Below are 19,142 nucleotides of genomic sequence, written 5' to 3'. Positions count from 1 at the left end.
GTAGGACTCTTACAAGGATAGGTGAAGGAGTTGAACGACTAGCTTCGATGATTGCGAAGCAAAGAAGCGATGAGAACGCTACAGGCGGCGATCGCTACGCAGGCCGGCTCGGGGATCCCCCTTACCGGGACGTCCGACGTTGTCGCTCCGAACCGCAATTGCCATAGCGCATAGTCGTTATCATCGACGACGCCGTTGTTGTCGCCGTCGGCGGCGAGGCTGGTCGTTGACCCGCGGTTGTCACGCCAGACGGTGTAGTCCGCCGCGTCGACGACGCCGTCGGCGTTGTAGTCGCCAACGAGTATCGGCACGGTGATCGTAAGGCTTTGGCCGCCATCGCTGAGCGTCGTCTCGACCGAAACACTCTGGCCGGAGGCGGACGCGGTCACTTCGTAGTCGCCGTTGAAGCCCCTGACGGCCGCGGCGCCGTCGGCGTCGGCGGCGGCCTGCTCGTCGGTCCACCACTCGTCGAACACGAGGTCGATGTACGCCTCGCCGTTGGGTTTGATCGACCAATCGCTGCGGAACATCGCGGCGTCGGGGCGCCAGTGACCGTCCTCCCAGAAGCCCCATTGGATGAAGGCGTTCATGCCCTCGTGCGCGAACACCGCCGTCATGAAGTCGCGGGTGTACTCGGCTTGGAGCTGCTCGTCGGTGGTGTTGAGGTCGAACTCGGTGACCTGCATGTCGAGGCCGAGCTGTTGAAACTGATCGAGGACTTGCCAGACCTCCTCGGGGCCGATGATGTCGCCCTCGGTGAAGTGGCCCTGGAAGCCCACGCCGGTCACGGGGGCTCCGCCAGCTTGCAACTCTTCGATGGTGTTGAAGTACTGGTTGCGATTCGCGCCGCGGCCCCACGTGTTGAGGATGCCGAAATCGTTGATGTAGAGCCCGGTCCCCGGCGCCGCGGCGGCCGCTTGCTGCATCCAGGTCACCATGGCTTGGTCCCCCTCGGCAAGTTCGCGCATCAGGTCATTGTTGGTGCGGGTCTCGTTGATGACGTCCCAGTCAACAACTCTGCCATTGGTAGCCGCTCCGATGGCGGCGATGTGGTTGGCGATCCGCGTCCGCACCGTCTGCTGCTCGGCTGGCGTGAGGTCGTTGTCAGCGAGCATCTGGCGGATGTCGTTGGGCAAATTATCGGCTCCCGGCCAGACCATGACGTGGCCGCGCGCGTCGATCCCTTGATCCGCAAGCCAATCGAGAGCGTTGATAGCGCCCTGTTGCGTAAACTGCCCTCCCCACTCGCCCTCCCAGGGCTGCCACTTGAGGTTGTTCTCGAGCGTCGCGACGTTGAACAACTCGGTGGTCTTGGCCTTGTATTGGTCGTGTTGTGGATTGTTGTCACGGAGGCGGAACGCCTGGACAGCCGTGCCGAAACCAAAATCATGCTGCTGCATAGCGACATGCACGGCCGCGCCCGGGACGGGGGCGCCCGACAGGTCGACGACGTTGACGATCAGGTCCGCCTTACGAATGGCGTCGATTCGCGACGCGGCCGTAGCGCGCCACGGCGCGTCGGCCTCGGCCCCGGGGTAAGCCGGCGGCGCCGCCGTGTCGGTTGAGACGGCGATCCGGTCGAAGCGGATGTCGAACGGGCTCGACGATCCGAACTGGCCGAGTACCTGCCACTGGCTCAGCTGGGAAAGGTTGAGGCTGCCGAAGTCGCCGATACCCGAAAGCGGCTGGGACAACGTCGTCGTCGAGACGAGCTGCGTCGGGACCCCGGCGGGCAAGCCGCCCACGGCAAAGTCCCACTTGCCGCTCTTGGTGGTCTGGCCGCCGCTTCCTTGTTCGATCAACTCGACCGTGAAGGTTGAGACCGAGTTGCCAGCCAATGGCGTGAAGTCGACGACTAGCCGTCCCTCTGCAAAGGAACTGAGGTCGAGCGGGACTCCAAAACCGCCGCCGCCCCATCCGTCGGTGGTGTCCTGGAGCCTAACCGAGGTGGGACCAATGGTCTGGCTGAAGTTGTCGAACGTGTACTCGAAGCCAGAGTTGTTGAAATCGCTGAGCACGTACTCAGCCGCCCTGCCCGCGGACGTCAGGCCTAGGGACACCACGCCAAAGAGGATCGCCAGCCTAGCGATCCGGCGAGACGTCAAGCGTCGCGTACTGCTCGGGATTCGTCGCATCGATGGCGGCTCGGGGGAGAAGGCGAGAGAAGGCGAGGAGAAGAGAAGCATAAGCGGGCCGAACGACCAATTGGGTGACCGGCGCCACCTACGGTACGGCACGACTACGACGCGGAGTTTGGCACAAATTGCCAGCGGTGTCAAAATTCCTTCGAGTTTAGTTGACATTGTTGGATAGCCGCCATAATCTCGGTATTGTGCGGCAGGGTGGCGTGAGATCCCCTAAAGCCCGCGCCAGCGGACTCGTTCCAAGAAACCTCTTCCCAAGCTTCCGGCCTGCCGACAAGTGACAGCGCCGCCGATTCGGCTTCTGACCGTCAACCATTATCCCGCATCGCGCTGATGGCCGTCACGATCGACGAAATCGCCGAACGAGCCGGGGTTTCCGCCTCCACCGTCGCGCGGGTGCTGCGCGGCGATGTGAAAGGCGTTCAAGAACGCAGCGCTCGCAAGGCGCGGGAGATCCTGCGGATCTCGGAGGAGCTTGGCTACCGCCCCAACTGGCGCGCCCGCGCCCTTTCGCGGGGGAAGACTCACACGATCGGACTGCTCTACTCGAACCCCAAATGGATCTTCGAAGACCCGATGAACGAGATCGCCTCTTCGTTCACGGAGACCCTTCAAGAAGAGAACTACGACCTTCGCTTGGTCCCCGTCACAGCGACGAGCGATTGGAAAGAGCTGGTGCTCGGCGGAGCTGTGGACGGCCTCGCCTTCCTGCTTCACGTCCCTGAACCGGCCCAGCCGCTGGTCTTGGCGGGTCGGCTCCCTACGATCCTGCTAGGCGAGAAGTTCGGCGGGCTCCAGCACGTCGTCGCCGACGATGTGGCGGGGGGCAAGCTCGCCGCTCGCCACCTCATCGGATTGGGGCACAAGCGGATCGCGCTGTACGTCAACGACTCGATACGCGACCACGTCAGCATCCATGAACGGCGCCAAGGCTTCGAGCAAGCCATGCGCGACGCCGGGCTCGAGTCGAAGGCCGAGGTTTGGCGGTGCACCACCGAAGACGCTATGCAGCGCATCCTCTCCGCCGACGCCCCCACGGCGGTGGTCTGCTACTGCCATGTCGAAGCGCTCGAGCTGACGCACGCCGCGTGGGTGAACGGCGTCGCGATCCCCACCGACCTGAGCTTGATCTCGTTCAACGACATTTCGGCGACACGCTACACCACGCCGCCGATGACGGTGATCGGATTCGACACGGCGGAGCTAGGCCGCATCGGCGCGCGGCGCCTCGCGGCACGGATTGCTTCGCCAGAAGAAGCGACCGATGAGAACACCGTCGTTCGCGAACAACTCGTGCTCCGTGGAACGACGGCGCCGCCGTCTTCACGCTAATCGATGCTTCTCAACAACTCGATGACGAAGGAGATTCCTTTAGCCGGCTTTCAAATAACTTCGTGACGCGATTCAGCGGCGTGTCTTTTCTGCGGCGATGCCTCTTCTCAACGCCTCTTCTCAACGCCTCTTCTACTCAAGCGGAGATCAACCATGCTTACCCGCATCGCAAAGCGCGCGGGCGTCGGCCTGTTGCTCGCGGCGTCTTGCCTCGCGAACAACGCCTTTGGCCTGACGTTCGCTACCCTGGACGTCCCTCAGTTCCAGGCGAATGGATTCCGTTTTGACGACTTTAACGACAACTTCTTCGGCAATTTCGACGTCAGCAACGGCTACTTCGCTCTCGATCTCACCGAAGACATCGATCTCGCCAATGGTCTCTTCGGAGGAGTCGGCTCCGATATCAGCGCCGATTTCGACGCCGAAACGACGCAGCTGGAGGTCCTGCTCCGCGTCAATCCAGACAACGTCGCCACCAACTTCCGCGTCGTGCTGGCGGACAACGACGGGGAGGGCGTCGGCGAAGAATACCAGTTCTACATCGACCTCAGCTCGCTCCCTATCGGCGAGTTCGTCACGGTCACGCAACAACTGACCAACCCGGGCCCCGTCTTCCGCCAGGCCGGCTTTGAACAAGCCGACGGCGACATGATCCAGAATTACGGCCTCCGGCAGGTGCAGATCCAGAGCGAGTACGGCAGTTCCGCCCGGCTGAATATCGACGTACAGCACGTGAAGGTCATCGACCCCGAGCTGCCCGAGAATCCATTGCTGATTGAGTTGACGCCCGCAACCTACACCACGCAAAGTCAGACGTTCACGTTTGGCACCTTTAGTGAGGAGGGCGTCGTCGATCAGACGAGTGGCAACTTTGTCATCGACACCACCCTGAGTCCGACGCCCGCAGAAGGTGGCGGCATCGGTTTCAACGGGCTCAACGTGTCGTTCGACGCGACGGAGTACCAGATCGAAGTCGAGGCTAAACTGCTGCCTAATAATACAGCAGACAGCTTCAATCTCGTGATGGGCGACAATGACGGCGACGATAGCGGGCCCGGCCTCGGCAGTGATGACTACAACTTCATCGTTCCGACTTCGGCGTTCAACACGGATGACTTCGCAACGTTCACGCTGCCGCTCGGCACCGGCAGTGAGTCGAGCATCGTCACGACCTTCGATTTTGAGAATGGCGGCGATGGCCTACAGAACTTCGGCCTCAGCCAGCTGCAGATCCAGGCCGATGCGGCCAACACCAACGAAGGCCTGGCGATCGAGATCGTCCGCTTCTCGATCGTGAAGATCCAAACGCTCGAAGGCGACTACAACGGCGACGGCATCGTCGACGCCGCCGACTACACCGTGTGGCGTGACGGCAACTCTCCGGACGACACGCAAGCGGGCTATGATCTGTGGGCCGCCAACTACGGCGCGTCGAATGCGTCGCCCGAAGCGTCGTCCGTTCCTGAGCCCGCTGGCGTGCTAATCCTGATGTCGATACTCGCCGGCGTCATGGCTTGCCGGCAGCGCTAAGCAGATGTGTGGCTGAAACTCTGCGGGGTGGTCGCCGCGGGATCGCCGGCTTGGCCTGGCGATCCCCGGCTTCCCCGCCCCACCGTATTCCTGCGCCTCCAACCTCTCGTTCTGCAGGGGACCCCATGCCTCCGATCCAATCGAAGCGTCCGTTCAACGGCTTTACGCTGGTTGAGCTGCTGGTCGTCATCGCGATCATCGGCATCCTGGTGGCGTTACTGCTCCCGGCCGTGCAGGCCGCCCGTGAGGCAGCGCGGCGGATGCAGTGTGTCTCCAACATGAAGAACCTCGCGCTGGCGACGATCAACTACCACGATCAAAACGGTCACTTTCCAGTCGATGAGAGCTATTACGACGGCGGAGATCGTGGCGCCAACGGCAACAGCGCGCAACGGGTCGATATCGGTTCGCTAACCTTTCAGTGGACATCGCGAGCCAATCTAGGTCTCCCCAAAGATGGGCTCGACGGAGGCGGCTGGATCGTTCGCGTGCTGCCGTTCATCGAAGAGCAATCGCTTTACGATCAATTTGATTTGCCGAACGAGGGAGTCAACGGACGGTGGAACGGTAGTCCTGGCAATCTCGGAATGAATAACACCGTCGATCTTAACTCTCCGTTCACGAGGGCGCTCGGTCAGCAGCCCGCGGTGCTCTCCTGTCCGTCCGACCCAAAGGCGGGCCCGGCCGCAGGCGAGCAGTTTCCCTACAACTCGGGGCAGGAGGCGCCTCGTGGCCCTCAAGTTCTCGTAGCGACAACGAGCTACAAGGGAAATGCCGGAGACGGCGTCTACGAGAATGAGCCGACACCTCTGGCCGATTGGAGCTACGTCCCCCGATTCTCTTGTTATGAAGGAGATGACTGTGTGGGACTGTTTTGGCGCGCGACCTATATCAACGGTGGCGTCAAGATGCGAACCATCACGGATGGAACAAGCCAAACCTTCCTGATGGGTGAAACCTCACCAATCGACGGCAACAGCGCCGCGTGGTCGAGCGATGGCGACTGGGCGGTTACTTCTATTGAAATCAACTTCGACTATACCACCGACGGGGCCTGCATCGACGGCAACGGCGCCGTCAACCCCGGCCAGTGCTGGGGCCTGATGCGGGGCTTCCGCAGCCTGCATCCCGGCGGCGTCAACTTTGCCCGCTGCGACGGGTCGGTCGGCTTCGTATCCGAGACCATCGAGCACGTTGTCTACCGTGCGTTATCGACGCGACAAGGTGGCGAGGTCGTCTCGGAATAGCCGTTGGCTTAGCTGATGCGGCGCCATGTCGCCGTCGAAACCGTTACGAAGTCGAGAGCCAGAAATGTTGAAGAAAGTCGCCCTCGCTGCCGGCGCGCTTTTGGTGAGCGTCGGCGCCGGCTGCAACCAAGGCCCCTTTAACGCCGACGTGAAGGGGACCGTTACCCTCGACGGCAAGCCGGTCCCCCCCGGAGTCGTCATCTTCTCCGCCGCAGGCGGCGGACGCAACTCTTCTCGTGGTCGGATCGAATCGGATGGCAAGTACTTCCTCGTGACGCGTCACAACCGCGGCATCGACGCGGGCGATTACCGCGTCGCCGTGCAGGTCTACGAGAAGGGCGACCCCCCGGGCCCCGGCGAGCGCGCACCCGCGAACCTCCCGCCGCTTGTTCCCGAGAAGTACCTGAGCGTCGATACTTCGGGCCTCGAGTACACCGTCGAACCCGGTTCGAACACCATCGACATTGCGATGACGTCCGATGGCGGGAACTAGCTGGCGTTCAACTTCGGTTCTGCAGCGCCACCCATCACCTGCCCGACCCGAACCTCCGTTCTCTCGATTCTCTGCCCCCATAGCGACCTGATGCACGTTGCTGTTGACCAACCGCGTTATCTCAACGCCACGCTGCCGATCTCGCAACGTGTCGCCGACCTGCTGGGGCGGATGACGCTCGAAGAGAAGGCGGCGCAGATGATCTGCGTTTGGAATGAGAAAGTCACCAAACTGCTCGCTGATGACGGGCGCTTCTGCCCCGACCGCGCGCGTGAGCACTTCGGGCACGGGCACGGGCTTGGACAGGTTGGCCGGCCGGGTGACGCCCACGGGGGCGCGCCGCCGGCAGAGTTCGCTGAGCTTACCAACGAGATACAACGGTACTTCATCGAGAATAGCCGCCTAGGGATTCCGGTTGCGTTTCACGACGAGTGCCTCCATGGACTCGTCGCACGGGATGCGACCAGCTTTCCCCAGCCGATCGGCCTAGCGTCGTCCTTCCATCCCGAACTGGTCCGTCGCGTCTACGAGGTAACGGCCAGAGAGGCGCGGGCTTGCGGCGTGCACCAGGCGCTAGCGCCGGTCGTCGACGTGGCGCGCGACCCGCGTTGGGGCCGCGTCGAGGAGACTTTTGGCGAAGACCCGTACTTGGTCGCCGAGTTGGGTGTCGCGGCGGTCCGTGGCTTTCAGGGAGATCGGGAGGTCGGCGCCCACGACCGAGTGATCGGCACGCTCAAGCACTTCGCCGCCCACGGGCAGCCCGAGTCGGGCAACAACTGCGCGCCGGTCAGCATCTCCGAACGCCACCTGCGAGAGACCTTCCTCTACCCCTTCGAACGCTGCGTACGCGAAGGGGGCGCCATGAGCGTGATGGCGTCGTACAACGAGATCGACGGCGTCCCGTCACACGCCAACACTTGGCTGCTCCGCAGGGTGCTCCGTGAGGAATGGGCCTTCGACGGCACCGTTGTCTCAGATTACTACGCGATCCGTGAGCTGTGGAACCGCCCCGATCTGTACGGCCACCACGTCGCCGCCAACCGTGACGAAGCGGCGGCGTTAGCGGTCACCGCTGGTGTGAACATCGAGTTGCCGGAACCCGACTGTTACGCCGACCTCGCCGACTTTGTCCGACGCGGCGTCATCGCCGAAGCCGCGATCGATGAACTGGTCGGCCAGTTGCTCGCCCATAAGTTTGAGCTCGGGCTGTTCGAGGACCCCTACGTCGACCCCGCCGCGGCGGAGTCGCTTGTCGGTTGCGAAGAGCACGCCGGCGTCGCCCTGGAGGCGGCCCGTCAAACGATCACACTGCTCAAGAACGACGGCGTACTGCCACTCCAACCCGGCAAGCATCCAACAGTAGCCGTCATCGGTCCGAACGCCCATCGCACGATGCTCGGAGGCTACAGCGGCAAGCCGAAGTCGTTCGTCACCGTGCTCGATGGCGTTCGCCAAGCGTTTGGCGCCGACTGCGAAGTCCTGTACGCCGAGGGCTGCCAGATCACCATCGGCGGCGGTTGGTTCGAGGACGAGGTCGTCCCCAGCGACCCCGAGACCGACCGCCGATTGATCGCCGAAGCGGTCGAGGCAGCGAAGCGGGCGGACATCGTGATCCTGGCTGTCGGCGGCAACGAGCAGACCTCGCGCGAGGCGTGGATGTCGAATCACCTCGGCGACCGTACCGACCTCGACATGGTGGGCCGGCAAAACGAACTGGTCGACGCCCTCCACGCGACGGGCAAGCCGATCGTCTCGCTGCTGTTTAACGGTCGCCCGCTCGCCGTCGCGAACCTTGCGGAGAAGTCCGCTGCGCTGCTGGAGTGTTGGTACCTGGGGCAGGCGTCGGGGACGGCTGTGGCCGATGTCTTGACCGGCAAGCAAAATCCCTGCGGCAAATTGCCGATCACGATTCCTCGCTCGGTCGGCCACTTGCCCGCCTTCTACAACCACCGCCCCTCCGCCCGACGTGGCTATCTCTTCGACGACACGACGCCGCTGTTCCCCTTCGGTTACGGGCTGAGCTACACGGACTTCGAGCTAAGTGATCCGAGGCTCGATTCGGCATGTATCGCCGTCGGGGAATCGACGCAGTTGCGTGTCACCGTCACCAACACCGGCCCGTACGCCGGCGCGCAAGTAGTGCAACTCTACATCCGTGACATGGTCAGCACCGTCACGCGACCCGTTCGCGAGCTCAAGGGATTCGCCCGGGTGGACCTTGCCTCTGGGGAGTCGCGCGAGGTGGTTTTGCCGATCACTCCCGACAGCCTTGCCTTCTGGAACATCGACAAGTTGTTCGTCGTCGAGCCCGGCGAGTTTGAGCTGATGGTGGGATTCGACTCACAGGCGTCTCAGAGTCTGCGACTTACCGTTTCGGAGTAAGACCGACGGCGGGGCCTCCAGGAGGTAAGCGCCGTTGCTGACAAGGCCCCCAACCCTAGGGAGTCGCCCTGTTGATTGTGTCTCCCCGCGCCCACGGCGTTTCCGAATGCGACGCGGAACGTCACCGTCGCTTGAGCGGGCTGTCGTCGGGTCTCCCCGCGGAACTTCGCTTCATCGGCCTTGTGAGACAAAGTCGCTTGCTTGCTGATGCCGTGCTACGTACACTGATGGAAGTATAAAAATACTTGCGTTTTCCTTCATCTTCTCCGAACGTCTCCACCACCACTTCTCGAGAACAATTGTCAGCGGGCTCGACCCAAGCTCCGGTGATGCGTCCAACCGCCGAAGGAGTCGCTGAGGCCGAATCTCTAATCTGGACTTCTGTGTTCAGTCGCGGCGCCAAGACCAACGGCCTTGGTGCCTGACAATTGATTCGGTTCGATGCGCCGCAGCAATGAAGTGACGCCGCTGTGTCCAACCAGCTTGACCGACGCCTTAAGCCCACGCCCTCCTATCGCTCGCGCCCTCTACAACGATGACCAATAGCCGTACGGCACTGCTGTCGATCGCGTTCGCCACCTTGATTGGTGGTTCGACTCAATGCCAAGCGCTGAGCTTCGGCCTCTTCGGCTCGTGGGACAGCCAAGCGCGGCGCGACGCGGCTCAAGCTTCGATGCAGGCGGTCGTCGATCGATTCAACGTCTACGGCGACTTCGACTGGGGCAGCGACGGGTACGTTGATGTCTATTACAACGCGGGCGTCCCCACGGCGCAGGCGAGCTACTACGGCAGCATCGACTTCGGCGGCACGTGGCCGAACGAACGCGTTACGCAACACGAATTGAACCACTGGCTGGGGACCGGCACCTTCGGCGGTTGGTACAATCAGTTCAGTGGCGGCGCGTGGACCGGGCCGAAGGTCTCCGCGCTGATGCAGCAGTTCGACGGAGAGGGCGCGGCGTTGCGGCAATCGGGCGTCCACTTCTACCCGTACGGGCTGAACTTCGACAGCGAGGTGCCCAACGACAGCATCTATATGCGGAACGTCGCGCTGACGTACGCGATGCGCCAGGACATGGGCAATGGCAATCCGGCGGACCCTTGGTCGGGCCGGCGCATCACGCTGACGGGCTCTGATCCAGTGGGGACCTCGGCATTCAACTGGTTCGGTGGCGGGTACAGCGGCAGCTACCCCGGTTGGAGCGACCTGCACTTCGCCCACGCCGGCGGCTCGTACTCGACGGGCGACTACCTGATACGGACGCCCCTCGACACCTACAACCCGGGGGCGCCGACGCCGAGCTTCACCTTCGCGGGCGACGTGCTCACGATCAACAACACCAACGGCGCCGCTGGTGGTCTTGTGTACAACGGCAAGGGAACCAGCGGCGTGGTGACGATCCCCAACCTGCAACTCAGTGATGGCTATGTCCGTCACGGCAGCGGCTCGACCGACCTCTTCCGCCTCGATGGCGCCATCACGCTGTCCGGCACATCAACCATCGACGCGGCTCAGGGCGACATCGTTGTCCGAGCGCCGATCGGCGGCGCCGGCGGACTCAACGTGACTTCGCCTGGCCGTACGGTAACGTTCGCCAGCTCGAACAACACGTACGCCGGCGCGACGAATGTCATCGGCGCCACTCTCGATCTCCAGGGCGCCACGGGCTACGGGACGACCACGCTCAGCAGCGGCGCTAGACTGTTGGCCATGGGAGCGGTCCGCGGAGCACTCGACGTGCAGCCGACATCCACAGTCCGGGTCGGACGCGCGGGCCTGTCGCAAGTCTTGCCCGGTGGGCGCGTGCTGGTGGACGACTTCGAGACGTACCCCGTCGGCGGCATCGGGGCGACGCCCAATTCAACGGGCGACGCATGGCTCGGCGTCTCCAACGGGACCGCCAACGCCGAGATCGTCGCCGAAGCCGGCAATCAGGCGCTGAGCGTGCGGGGGCTCAACGCCGCTTCCGACACTTGGCGAGGCGCTGTGTCGGACCTCAGCTCGGGCCGAGCGGGCGATGCCAGCCTGGAGAACGGCGCCACCGGCACCTATTTCTTCCGCGTTAAACGGACGACCCGCAGCACGATCGACGCCATCTTCGGTTTGAGCGATCAATCGGCGGCAACCACGACAGCGCCCGGCAACGATGTCGCCTCCCCTTGGGACGAGTACGCCGTTCAACTGTCGATCGCTGGCGGGCAAAGCACGTCAACCCTGAGGGCCTACAGCGACGGCGCGGGTGATGTTGTGGTGACGCCCGTCTCGAACGCCCAATGGCTGAATGTATGGCTGGTCGTCGATAACGACGCCAAGACTTTCCGTGTCGCCACTTCGAGCGGCGAGGACGATGGCGTCGATTCCGGGCAGAATTTTCTCTTCGGCCGCCGCACCGGAGCAACAGTTGGCGCCAGCTCGCTCACGACTTTCGGCATCCACGAAGCACTGAGCGCGCGAGCCGAGCTCGACGACCTGTACTTTGTCGACGGGGTAAACCTCTCCAATCCGCTGACGCAGACGCCGTCGTATACGGGCGAGACGCTGGCGGTCGGCGGAGACTTGACGCTGTCTTCGGGCGCCACGATCGAGATCGACCTCGCGGCCTCGGCAAGCGATCGCATCGAGGTCGTCGGCAACGCCGTTCTCGACGGGACGATCGCGGTCACCCTGGCGCCGGACTCCCCACTGACTCCGAACGAAGATTTCACCGTCCTCACCGCCGCCAGCATCGAAAGCAACATCTTACTCGGTGGGCCGGATGGCGCCTTGTTTGGCGTCGCCCGTAGCACCGACAGCGAGCTGATCCTGACTTCCCTCACTGGCCTTTCCGGCGACTTCGACAACAACGGCGTCGTCGACGCCGCCGACTACACGGTCTGGCGAGACAACCTCGGCGCCCCGACACACCGGCTCTTCAATGCGACGCTCGATGGCGTCGTTGGCTCTTTGCAGTACGACGCCTGGAACGCCAATTACGGCGCGATCGCCGCTGCGGCGTCGATGGACGGAGCAACCCCGGCGCCTGAAGCGTCGGCTTTCGCCCTTGCTTCGCTTGTCCTCGCTCTGAGCACGCTCGGTCGGCGGAGCAACGCCGATCGCTAGTGGCGCCCTGCCCGACACCTTCTGACTTGCAAGGACCATGCTTCGTCTTATCGATCGACTCCATGGGGTCTCGTCGGTCTTGCTGCTCCTGGCGGTTGCGGCGCCTTCGCTTGCCGCGGGTCCGGTGAAGCTGTTCGCCCTGGATCAAGTCGCGCTTATGCAAGGGCCCTTGCTCGACGCGGCCAAAGGGAATCGTGACCACCTCCTGCTGCACGACGCCGACCGGATGCTCGCGCCCTACCTCGAGGAGGCGGGGCTCGAGCCGAAGGCGCCGCGTTACCCCAACTGGGAGAGCACCGGGCTCGGCGGGCACACGGCCGGCCATTACCTCAGCGCGCTGGCGTGCACCGGCAAATCGCTCGACGACCAGGAGTGCCTGCGGCGGGTCGATTATATGGTCAGCGAACTGGCCCGCTGCCAAGCGGCCAGCGGCGACGGCTATGTCGGCGGCGTCCCCGACGGCCGCCGGATGTGGGAACAAGTCCGGCGCGGCGACATCAACGCCCAGCCCTTCTCACTCAACGGCCGCTGGGTGCCGCTCTACAACTTGCACAAGACGCTCGCCGGCCTTCGCGACGCCTACGTCATCGCCGGCAACGGGCAGGCCAAGCAGGTGCTGATCGACCTCGTCGATTGGTGCGAGGCCCTTGTCAGCGACTTGTCCGACGAGCAGGTCCAGCAGGTCCTCGTCACGGAGCACGGCGGCGTCAATGAGGTGTTCGCCGACGTCGCCGAGATCACCGGCGAGGCGCGTTATCTGAAGCTGGCCGAGCGGTTCTCGCACCGCACGCTGCTCGACCCCCTCGCCTCCGGCGTCGACCAGCTCGACGGGATGCACGCCAACACCCAAGTCCCCAAGGTCATCGGGTTCGAGCGGATCGCCGGCCTCGATGGGCCGGCGCGGATGCACGACGCCGCCGACTTCTTCTGGCGGACGGTTGCGCACCGCCGTTCGATCGCCTTCGGTGGCAACAGCGTCAGCGAGCACTTCCCTTCAAGCAGCCGATCGCTCGATTACATCACCAGCCGCGAGGGGCCGGAGACCTGCAACACCTACAATATGCTCCGCCTGTCGGAGGAGCTCTTCAAGGCAAACCCCCGGGCGGAATACGCCGACTTCTACGAGCGCGCCGTCTACAACCACATCCTCTCCGCCCGGCACCCACGGCACGGTGGGTACGTCTACTTCACGCCCGCGCGCCCGCGTCACTACCGCGTTTACTCACGCCCCGAAGAATCGTTCTGGTGCTGCGTCGGGACGGGCATGGAGAGCCACGGCCGTTACGGCGCGTTCCTCTATGCGCACGACGACGACGGCCTGTACGTCAATCTGTTCGCGCCGTCGTCCGTCGAGTGGGAAGCGAAGGGCGTCCGCCTGACACAACAAACCACTTTCCCCGACGGCGGCGTCTCGACACTGAAGATTGCCGTCGATACGCCGACGCGCTTCGCTCTCCGCGTCCGCCGACCGTGGTGGGCCCGGGGTGAGGCGTTTCAAATCTTGGTCAACGGCGCAGCGCACGACGTCGCGGCAGAGCCGACTTCTTATGCAACGATCGAGCGCGAGTGGCGCCACGGCGACGAGGTCGAAGTGCGTCTGCCGATGGCGATCACTCTCGAGCCATTGATGAACCGCGAGGAGTACGCGGCCGTCCTCTACGGCCCGATCGTCCTGGCCGCGGTGACCGGACGAGAGGACCTCGACGGCGTCGTCGCGGGCGAAGGCCGCATGGACCACGTCGCCAGCGGCGCGCTGCGTCCCCTCGACGAGGCGCCGATGCTTATTGGCGAACGTGACGAGTTGTCGGACCGGATTGCCCGCACTGAGGCCCCGGATCTCGAGTTCACGATCGCCGGCGCCGTCCGTCCCGACAAGTTTACCGACCTGCGGCTGGTCCCTTTCTATCGCGTCCACGACGCCCGCTACATGCTCTACTGGCGCACGGCGACGCCCGCCGAGTACGAGAGAGTGCTGGCCGAGAACCGCGCCGCCGAGGCCCAGAGGATGGCGCTCGACCGGATCACGATCGACCGCGTCGCGCCGGGCGAGCAGCAGTCCGAGGTCGAGCACGGCTATCGGGGCGAGAACACCTCGACCGGCATCTGGCGCGACCGCCGGTACCGCCATGCGGACGGCTGGTTCAGCTACACGCTCGACACTCGGGGCGAGCGCGACATCGCCCTCCGCTTGACCTACTTTGGGTCGGACCGCCGACACTTCGACATCCTCGCCGGCGGCGAGTTGCTCGAAGAGGTGCGGCTCGAGGCCCCCGAGCCCGATCGCTTCCTCCAGCGCGACTACCCGATCCCGGCGGACCGGCTCGACGCCATCGAGGGAGACGCGCTCACTGTCCGGTTCGAGGCGAAGCCGGGCTCGATGGCCGGGGGCATCTTCGAGGTGCGGCTGATCAAGAAGCCGACCGAGTAGGCTCGGGCAGGATCGAAGCCGCTCCCCGTGTCGCCGTCAGGCCGCCCTTCTCGCCGTCAGGCCGATGGCCGCCGCGACCAACAGCACGAGGCCGCTCGGCTCGGGGATCGCGGCAGCGGCTTCCCGCTCGCTCCCGTAGTTCGCCGCCCAGGTGGCGTACTGCGCCTGGCCGATCACGCCGCCGTCCGTGTCGTTGGGCAGCGAGCCGGGCGCCTCGCCAAAGCTGTCGCGCCACACGGTGTAGTCCGCCGCATCGACGACGCCGTCGTCGTTGTAATCGCCCGGCAGCAGCGTCACGACACCGAGCACGCCGTTCGTGTACAGCTGCGACGTGTCCCAACCCAGCGAACCGCCGAGAACGGGCAGGTCGAGCTCCGCGAACTGGCCCGCCGACGAGGCGAAGTCGAGGATGTCGAACGCGTCGCCGTCCTGCGGCGCCGGCGCTTCGGGGTCGAGCGAGACACGCAGCTCTCCGCCCGCGTTGAGGACGCCCGACACGATGAGCTTGTCGGAGTTCACCGGGTCGAAGAGGTCGATCTCCAACGCCGATTCCGCCAACCCAAAGTAGTCGCCCTCGACTTGCAGCACGGCCGCTTCGGCGATGACAGGCGGGGCCGTCGCGGCAAGCGGGTTGAGCAGGTTCTCGCCTGCGAGGAAGACCAGGTCATCGATCCGCACCGAGGCGGCGCCCGGGTTGGACCCCGAGCGGAACTCGGCGCCCGCAAACGTGTCGAGCGAAGCGCCCAGCGCGGGCTGACGCCCGAACGAGAACGTGTTGGGCGCCAACTGCCCGTCGTCGCCGCCAGTGGAGGTCGCGACCTGGTAAGTCTTCGACTCGTTGTCGACCACCAGCCAGACGTTAAGCCACTCGTCGGCGGCGACGCCGTTGGCGATCACGACGTCACCGCCGCCATCGCCGTCGAAGGCCCGCAGCGCCGTCGCGTCGCCGGCGCCGGTCCCTTGGAACAGCGAAAGGGTGATCGCCAGCTCCGACCAGGGGGCGTCGGTCCCGATCGCGGCGGCGTCGGTCAGTCCGAAGACGCCGTCGATGGTCTGCGTCCCCTGACGTTGGACGCGGAAGAAGTAGGTGCCGGCGCCCCCGTCCGGCAAGGAGTAATCCCCCGAGTCGAACGAACTGGCAAGGCTCGCCTGGGCGCCGCGCCAGGCCGAGCCGGTCCCGTAGAACTGGAGCGACTCGTTGCCGGCGGCGCTGACGACCTCGGCGTTGGCGGTCCCGTCGAAGACGCCGGTCCAGACGCCGCCCGTAGCGCCGGCGTTCAGCTTGCCGGCGGAGTAGCTCTCGAAGTTGTCGATGGTCGCCCACGCCGGCTTGGCGACGCCGACGCCGCCGACGCGGATGGTCGCGCCGGCGGCCGCGGTGAGACCTCCCTCGACGACGCCCTCACCCGACAGCACTGCGGCGCCAAAGGGAGAGACGGTGTTGATCGACGGCGCGGCGATCGAGCCGCCATTGAGTTCGATCGGGTGGCTGAATCGTCCCGGGCCGCCGCGGACCTCGCCATCGAACCGCAGCACGCCCCCCTCGTTGACTTGGATCGACCCAGAGCCGGTCAGCCGCGGGCCGCTGCGGAACACGAGCTCCCCATCGGCGACGACGATCTTACCGTTGTTCGTTGTGTCCGAGCTGTCGATGACGACGCGGTTGGCGCCGTCTTTGTAGAGCGTCGCCCCCGGTTGGACGCGGACCCAGCCCCCCGGCGAGACGCCCCAGTCCCCCGCTCCAGTGAGCCGACTCGCCCCCGACAGCGCGTTGACGTGGTCGAGCGTGGCCGCCGCCGAGCCGCTGTGCGTCAGCTCGCCGCCCGAGAGGTACGCCACGCGGTCGCCGAAATCGGCGCCCGCCAATTGATAGGTCTCGCCCGGCTTGATAGCGCCGACGTACTCCGCGCCGACGTTGGTCGGGTTGAGAGGGTTTCCTTCGATGAGCGTGGTCGCCGAATTCCACTGATAGAATGCGTAACGCTCGACATAGCTGCGGCTCTCTAGCCGTGGGATCACGTTCTCGAGGAATGTCGCGTTCGCGGCCCGCATCTGCTCGGGGGTGTAGTTGCCGCCCCAGTCGATGATGCCGAACTCGGTGATCCACACCGGCAGGCCATACTGGTTGTGGTACGAATCGACGCGGCTGATGAAGCTGTTGGCGGCGCCGATCGGGTCGTTGGGGGTGCTGGCGCCGTACCAGTGGAACGCGACGCCATCCATCTTGAGGCCCTCGGCGTTGACGCGGCCCATGAAGTCGGCGAGCCAGGCCTGCCCGCCATCAGCGCCCCCCGTGTCGGCGACGCCGGGGCTGATCAGCTTGATGTCGGTGCCCTGGAAGCCATTGGACAACGTCCGCCAAGCGTTGATCGCGGTGTCGACGGTGATGTTGGCTTGGTCGGGCCGTTCTGGCTCGTTGAAGCCCAGGACGTATTCGACGTCGTCGTAGCCGAGGATGCGATCGATCTCGAACTGATTCGCTTGGTAAGCGCCGAAGATCATTGGCACGAACTCGCCGTCGTAGCCGCCCGCGCCGGGCGGCTGATCGGGACGCCAGCCGTAGTACCAGCCCGCGTTCGTGGCCTGGAGGTAGTTGTAGCTCGCGCCGACGTCGGCGAAGCCGCGCTTGTTCGACAACGGATCGACCCCCAGCGCCGCCGGCGTGACGAGCGCCAGTAACGCGATGGCGCAGGCGTAGCGCGTCGCGCTCGTGGGGCGGGCGTTCGTCCTCTTCAAGAAACACATCGTTTCGCTCTCGGTTCCGCAAAAGCTACGGCCGCGTCAGCGCGACCTTGAGTAAAGCCACTCCCTGGCGAGGGAGGGTCAATTCGCATGTCGCGCTGTCGTCGGCGTCTGGCTTGGGCGCCTCGTACAATTCGGAAGCGGCCATCAGCTGCTGGTACTGCTCTCGATTGGGCGCGACGGGAGACCCCATCTCGATCCACGTCTCGTAGGCGTTCGAACGCTCTCGGTCCACGCGCCACATCGACTCGACGTCGCAGCGCTCGGCGTCTTCGAGCCGCAGCGAGACCTTGGCGTCGGGGCCTGCGACGTCGTCGTCGTGGTAATGCCAGAGCAGCACCCACAGGTGGTCGCCGTCGCGGCTCGCCAAGCAGCCGACGTCCGGCTTGTCGCGGACGCCGCGCTCGACGATCGCTTCCAACGCGACTTGCGAAGTGCTGGAGGTTTCGACGCGCTCGCCGCCCATCTTCGCCAGCATCCGGAAGACGTTCAGCACCGGCAGCGGGACGCCGTTCGAGGCCAGCTGACGGAAGCCGGCGAAGTAGGGCTGGTCCTCGAACTCGAAGGCCCACGTCAGCGCGCCGTCGAGTCGCACGCCGTGCTTGTCTTCGAGTTCGTACAGCCGCGCGAAGCTGGCCGCGGTGTAGCTGGAGTAGACCGACCCGTTGCGGTAGCTGAACTGCGATCCCTGGCAAGCCGCGCAGCCCTCGGGGTCGTACTCGCCGATGATGATCGGCGTCTGCTTGAGCTCATCGAACGACGCGACGATGCCAAAGCCACGATCGACCGTCGCGAGCTGCGCGGCGATCCCCATGCGGATGTGGCCCTCCTCCCCCTGCCCTGCCGTCCAACGCGGCGCGCCCTTGGCGTGGAAGGCGATGAAGTCGAGGGGCGTCCCCTTCTCACCGGTCGCGTGGTTCTCGCCACGCAAGCAGTGCTCGAGGAACGCCCGCGTAAAGTCGCCGCCGTCACCCGCCGTGTGTGGGCCGCCGACCCGCGCGGTTGGCAGGGCGCGGCGCACCGCCGTTACTGTGTGATCGTGCAAGGCGAAGAACTCGTCCCGCGTGCCGCCCCAGTAGCCGCCGGGGTGCATGTTCGCCTCGTTCCAGGTCTCCCAGTACCACGACGCCGCCTCGTCGGCGCCGTAGCGCTCCTTGCAGTGCGTGGCGAGTTGGTAGACGAGCTCCTCCCACTCCTTCATGTCCTCCGGCGGGTACCGCCAACCGGTCATGATGTCGCTGTAAGGCAGGCCCGGGCGCCACTCGTGGCGGTAGGGCTTCGGCCGGCTGGAGAGCGCCTCGGGCATGAAGCCGATCTCGACGTAAGGCTTCACGCCCGCCGCCAACAGCGTGTCGAAGATCCGATCGACCACTTCCCAGTCGTAAACCGGTCGGCCTTTCTCGTCCTCGGTGTAGACGTTGGTGCTCCCCCACTTCAGCGCCGGCGTCTTGTCGCCACTGGTGAGCAGGTTATGCGGGCGGAAGAAGACCTCGCCGGGCTTGAGACCGCCGAGCGTCTCGAGCAGCTTCTCGCCGTCCTTCATGTAGACGTAGTTCGGCTCGTCCGCGCCGAAGTACCGCCAGACGGGGCGCAGCGGGCCGATCTCGGCTGAGGCGTTCACCGTCACCTCGACCGGAAACGCCTCGTCGCACCGAGCCGCGTCGGCCCACGCCAACATGCCGGCGAACAACAGGCCGATCGAGGTAACGCGAATCATGTCGGACCTGGGGGTCGAGAAGTAAAA

10 protein-coding genes are annotated in these 19,142 nt (G+C 64.8%); 7 read left to right on the top strand and 3 right to left on the bottom strand.

Annotation, left to right across the window (positions count from 1 at the left end; genetic code table 11):
* Positions 1–38 precede the first annotated feature (38 nt).
* Complete coding sequence (locus Spa11_RS10135) at positions 39–2,135, bottom strand: endo-1,4-beta-xylanase (RefSeq protein ID WP_197529882.1); 2,097 nt, start codon at positions 2,133–2,135, stop codon at positions 39–41.
* 342 nt (positions 2,136–2,477) lie between these two features.
* On the opposite strand from Spa11_RS10135, the gene Spa11_RS10130 reads away from it, so the two are divergent.
* The 7 genes from Spa11_RS10130 (at position 2,478) to Spa11_RS10100 (ending at position 14,656) form a co-directional block, all read left to right on the top strand.
* Entirely contained in the window at positions 2,478–3,476 is a 999-nt protein-coding gene (locus Spa11_RS10130; RefSeq protein WP_145111657.1) for a LacI family DNA-binding transcriptional regulator, read from the top strand.
* Between the two features lie 153 nt (positions 3,477–3,629).
* Positions 3,630–5,006 (top strand): hypothetical protein, encoded by a 1,377-nt coding sequence (locus Spa11_RS10125; protein WP_145111654.1) that lies wholly within the window; start codon positions 3,630–3,632, stop codon positions 5,004–5,006.
* Between the two features lie 125 nt (positions 5,007–5,131).
* Positions 5,132–6,253 carry a DUF1559 family PulG-like putative transporter gene (locus tag Spa11_RS10120; RefSeq protein WP_145111652.1) on the top strand — a complete coding sequence of 374 codons (1,122 nt, stop codon included), beginning with the start codon at positions 5,132–5,134 and terminating at the stop codon, positions 6,251–6,253.
* A 64-nt stretch (positions 6,254–6,317) separates the two neighbouring features.
* Positions 6,318–6,746: a hypothetical protein gene (locus tag Spa11_RS10115; protein ID WP_145111650.1), complete on the top strand. Its 429-nt coding sequence runs from the start codon at positions 6,318–6,320 to the stop codon at positions 6,744–6,746.
* 90 nt (positions 6,747–6,836) lie between these two features.
* Complete coding sequence (locus Spa11_RS10110) at positions 6,837–9,128, top strand: glycoside hydrolase family 3 N-terminal domain-containing protein (RefSeq protein ID WP_145111648.1); 2,292 nt, start codon at positions 6,837–6,839, stop codon at positions 9,126–9,128.
* A gap of 535 nt (positions 9,129–9,663) precedes the next feature.
* On the top strand, positions 9,664–12,228 hold the full coding sequence (locus Spa11_RS10105; protein ID WP_145111646.1) for an autotransporter outer membrane beta-barrel domain-containing protein: 2,565 nt from the start codon (positions 9,664–9,666) through the stop codon (positions 12,226–12,228).
* Between the two features lie 37 nt (positions 12,229–12,265).
* Positions 12,266–14,656 carry a glycoside hydrolase family 127 protein gene (locus Spa11_RS10100; protein ID WP_145111644.1) on the top strand — a complete coding sequence of 797 codons (2,391 nt, stop codon included), beginning with the start codon at positions 12,266–12,268 and terminating at the stop codon, positions 14,654–14,656.
* A gap of 36 nt (positions 14,657–14,692) precedes the next feature.
* Here the strand turns inward: Spa11_RS10100 and Spa11_RS10095 are convergent, their stop codons facing one another.
* Together Spa11_RS10095 and Spa11_RS10090 are read right to left on the bottom strand one after the other, a co-directional pair.
* Positions 14,693–17,392, bottom strand: coding sequence for a glycosyl hydrolase (locus Spa11_RS10095; RefSeq protein ID WP_197529881.1), 2,700 nt, complete (start codon positions 17,390–17,392; stop codon positions 14,693–14,695).
* Between the two features lie 34 nt (positions 17,393–17,426).
* Entirely contained in the window at positions 17,427–19,115 is a 1,689-nt protein-coding gene (locus Spa11_RS10090; RefSeq protein WP_145111640.1) for a GH39 family glycosyl hydrolase, read from the bottom strand.
* Positions 19,116–19,142: the final 27 nt, after the last annotated feature.

The organism is Botrimarina mediterranea (assembly GCF_007753265.1).
GTDB lineage: Bacteria > Planctomycetota > Planctomycetia > Pirellulales > Lacipirellulaceae > Botrimarina > Botrimarina mediterranea.
This window is presented reverse-complemented; position numbering and strand designations above follow the sequence as displayed.

Bases quoted from the DNA above. Each gene is read 5' to 3' on its own strand.
- Spa11_RS10125 (WP_145111654.1), top strand. From the start codon at position 3,630: ATGCTTACCCGCATCGCAAAGCGCGCGGGCGTCGGCCTGTTGCTCGCG.
- Spa11_RS10120 (WP_145111652.1), top strand. From the start codon at position 5,132: ATGCCTCCGATCCAATCGAAGCGTCCGTTCAACGGCTTTACGCTGGTT.
- Spa11_RS10135 (WP_197529882.1), bottom strand. From the start codon at position 2,135: ATGCGACGAATCCCGAGCAGTACGCGACGCTTGACGTCTCGCCGGATC.
- Spa11_RS10100 (WP_145111644.1), top strand. From the start codon at position 12,266: ATGCTTCGTCTTATCGATCGACTCCATGGGGTCTCGTCGGTCTTGCTG.
- Spa11_RS10105 (WP_145111646.1), top strand. From the start codon at position 9,664: ATGACCAATAGCCGTACGGCACTGCTGTCGATCGCGTTCGCCACCTTG.
- Spa11_RS10115 (WP_145111650.1), top strand. From the start codon at position 6,318: ATGTTGAAGAAAGTCGCCCTCGCTGCCGGCGCGCTTTTGGTGAGCGTC.
- Spa11_RS10090 (WP_145111640.1), bottom strand. From the start codon at position 19,115: ATGATTCGCGTTACCTCGATCGGCCTGTTGTTCGCCGGCATGTTGGCG.
- Spa11_RS10130 (WP_145111657.1), top strand. From the start codon at position 2,478: ATGGCCGTCACGATCGACGAAATCGCCGAACGAGCCGGGGTTTCCGCC.
- Spa11_RS10110 (WP_145111648.1), top strand. From the start codon at position 6,837: ATGCACGTTGCTGTTGACCAACCGCGTTATCTCAACGCCACGCTGCCG.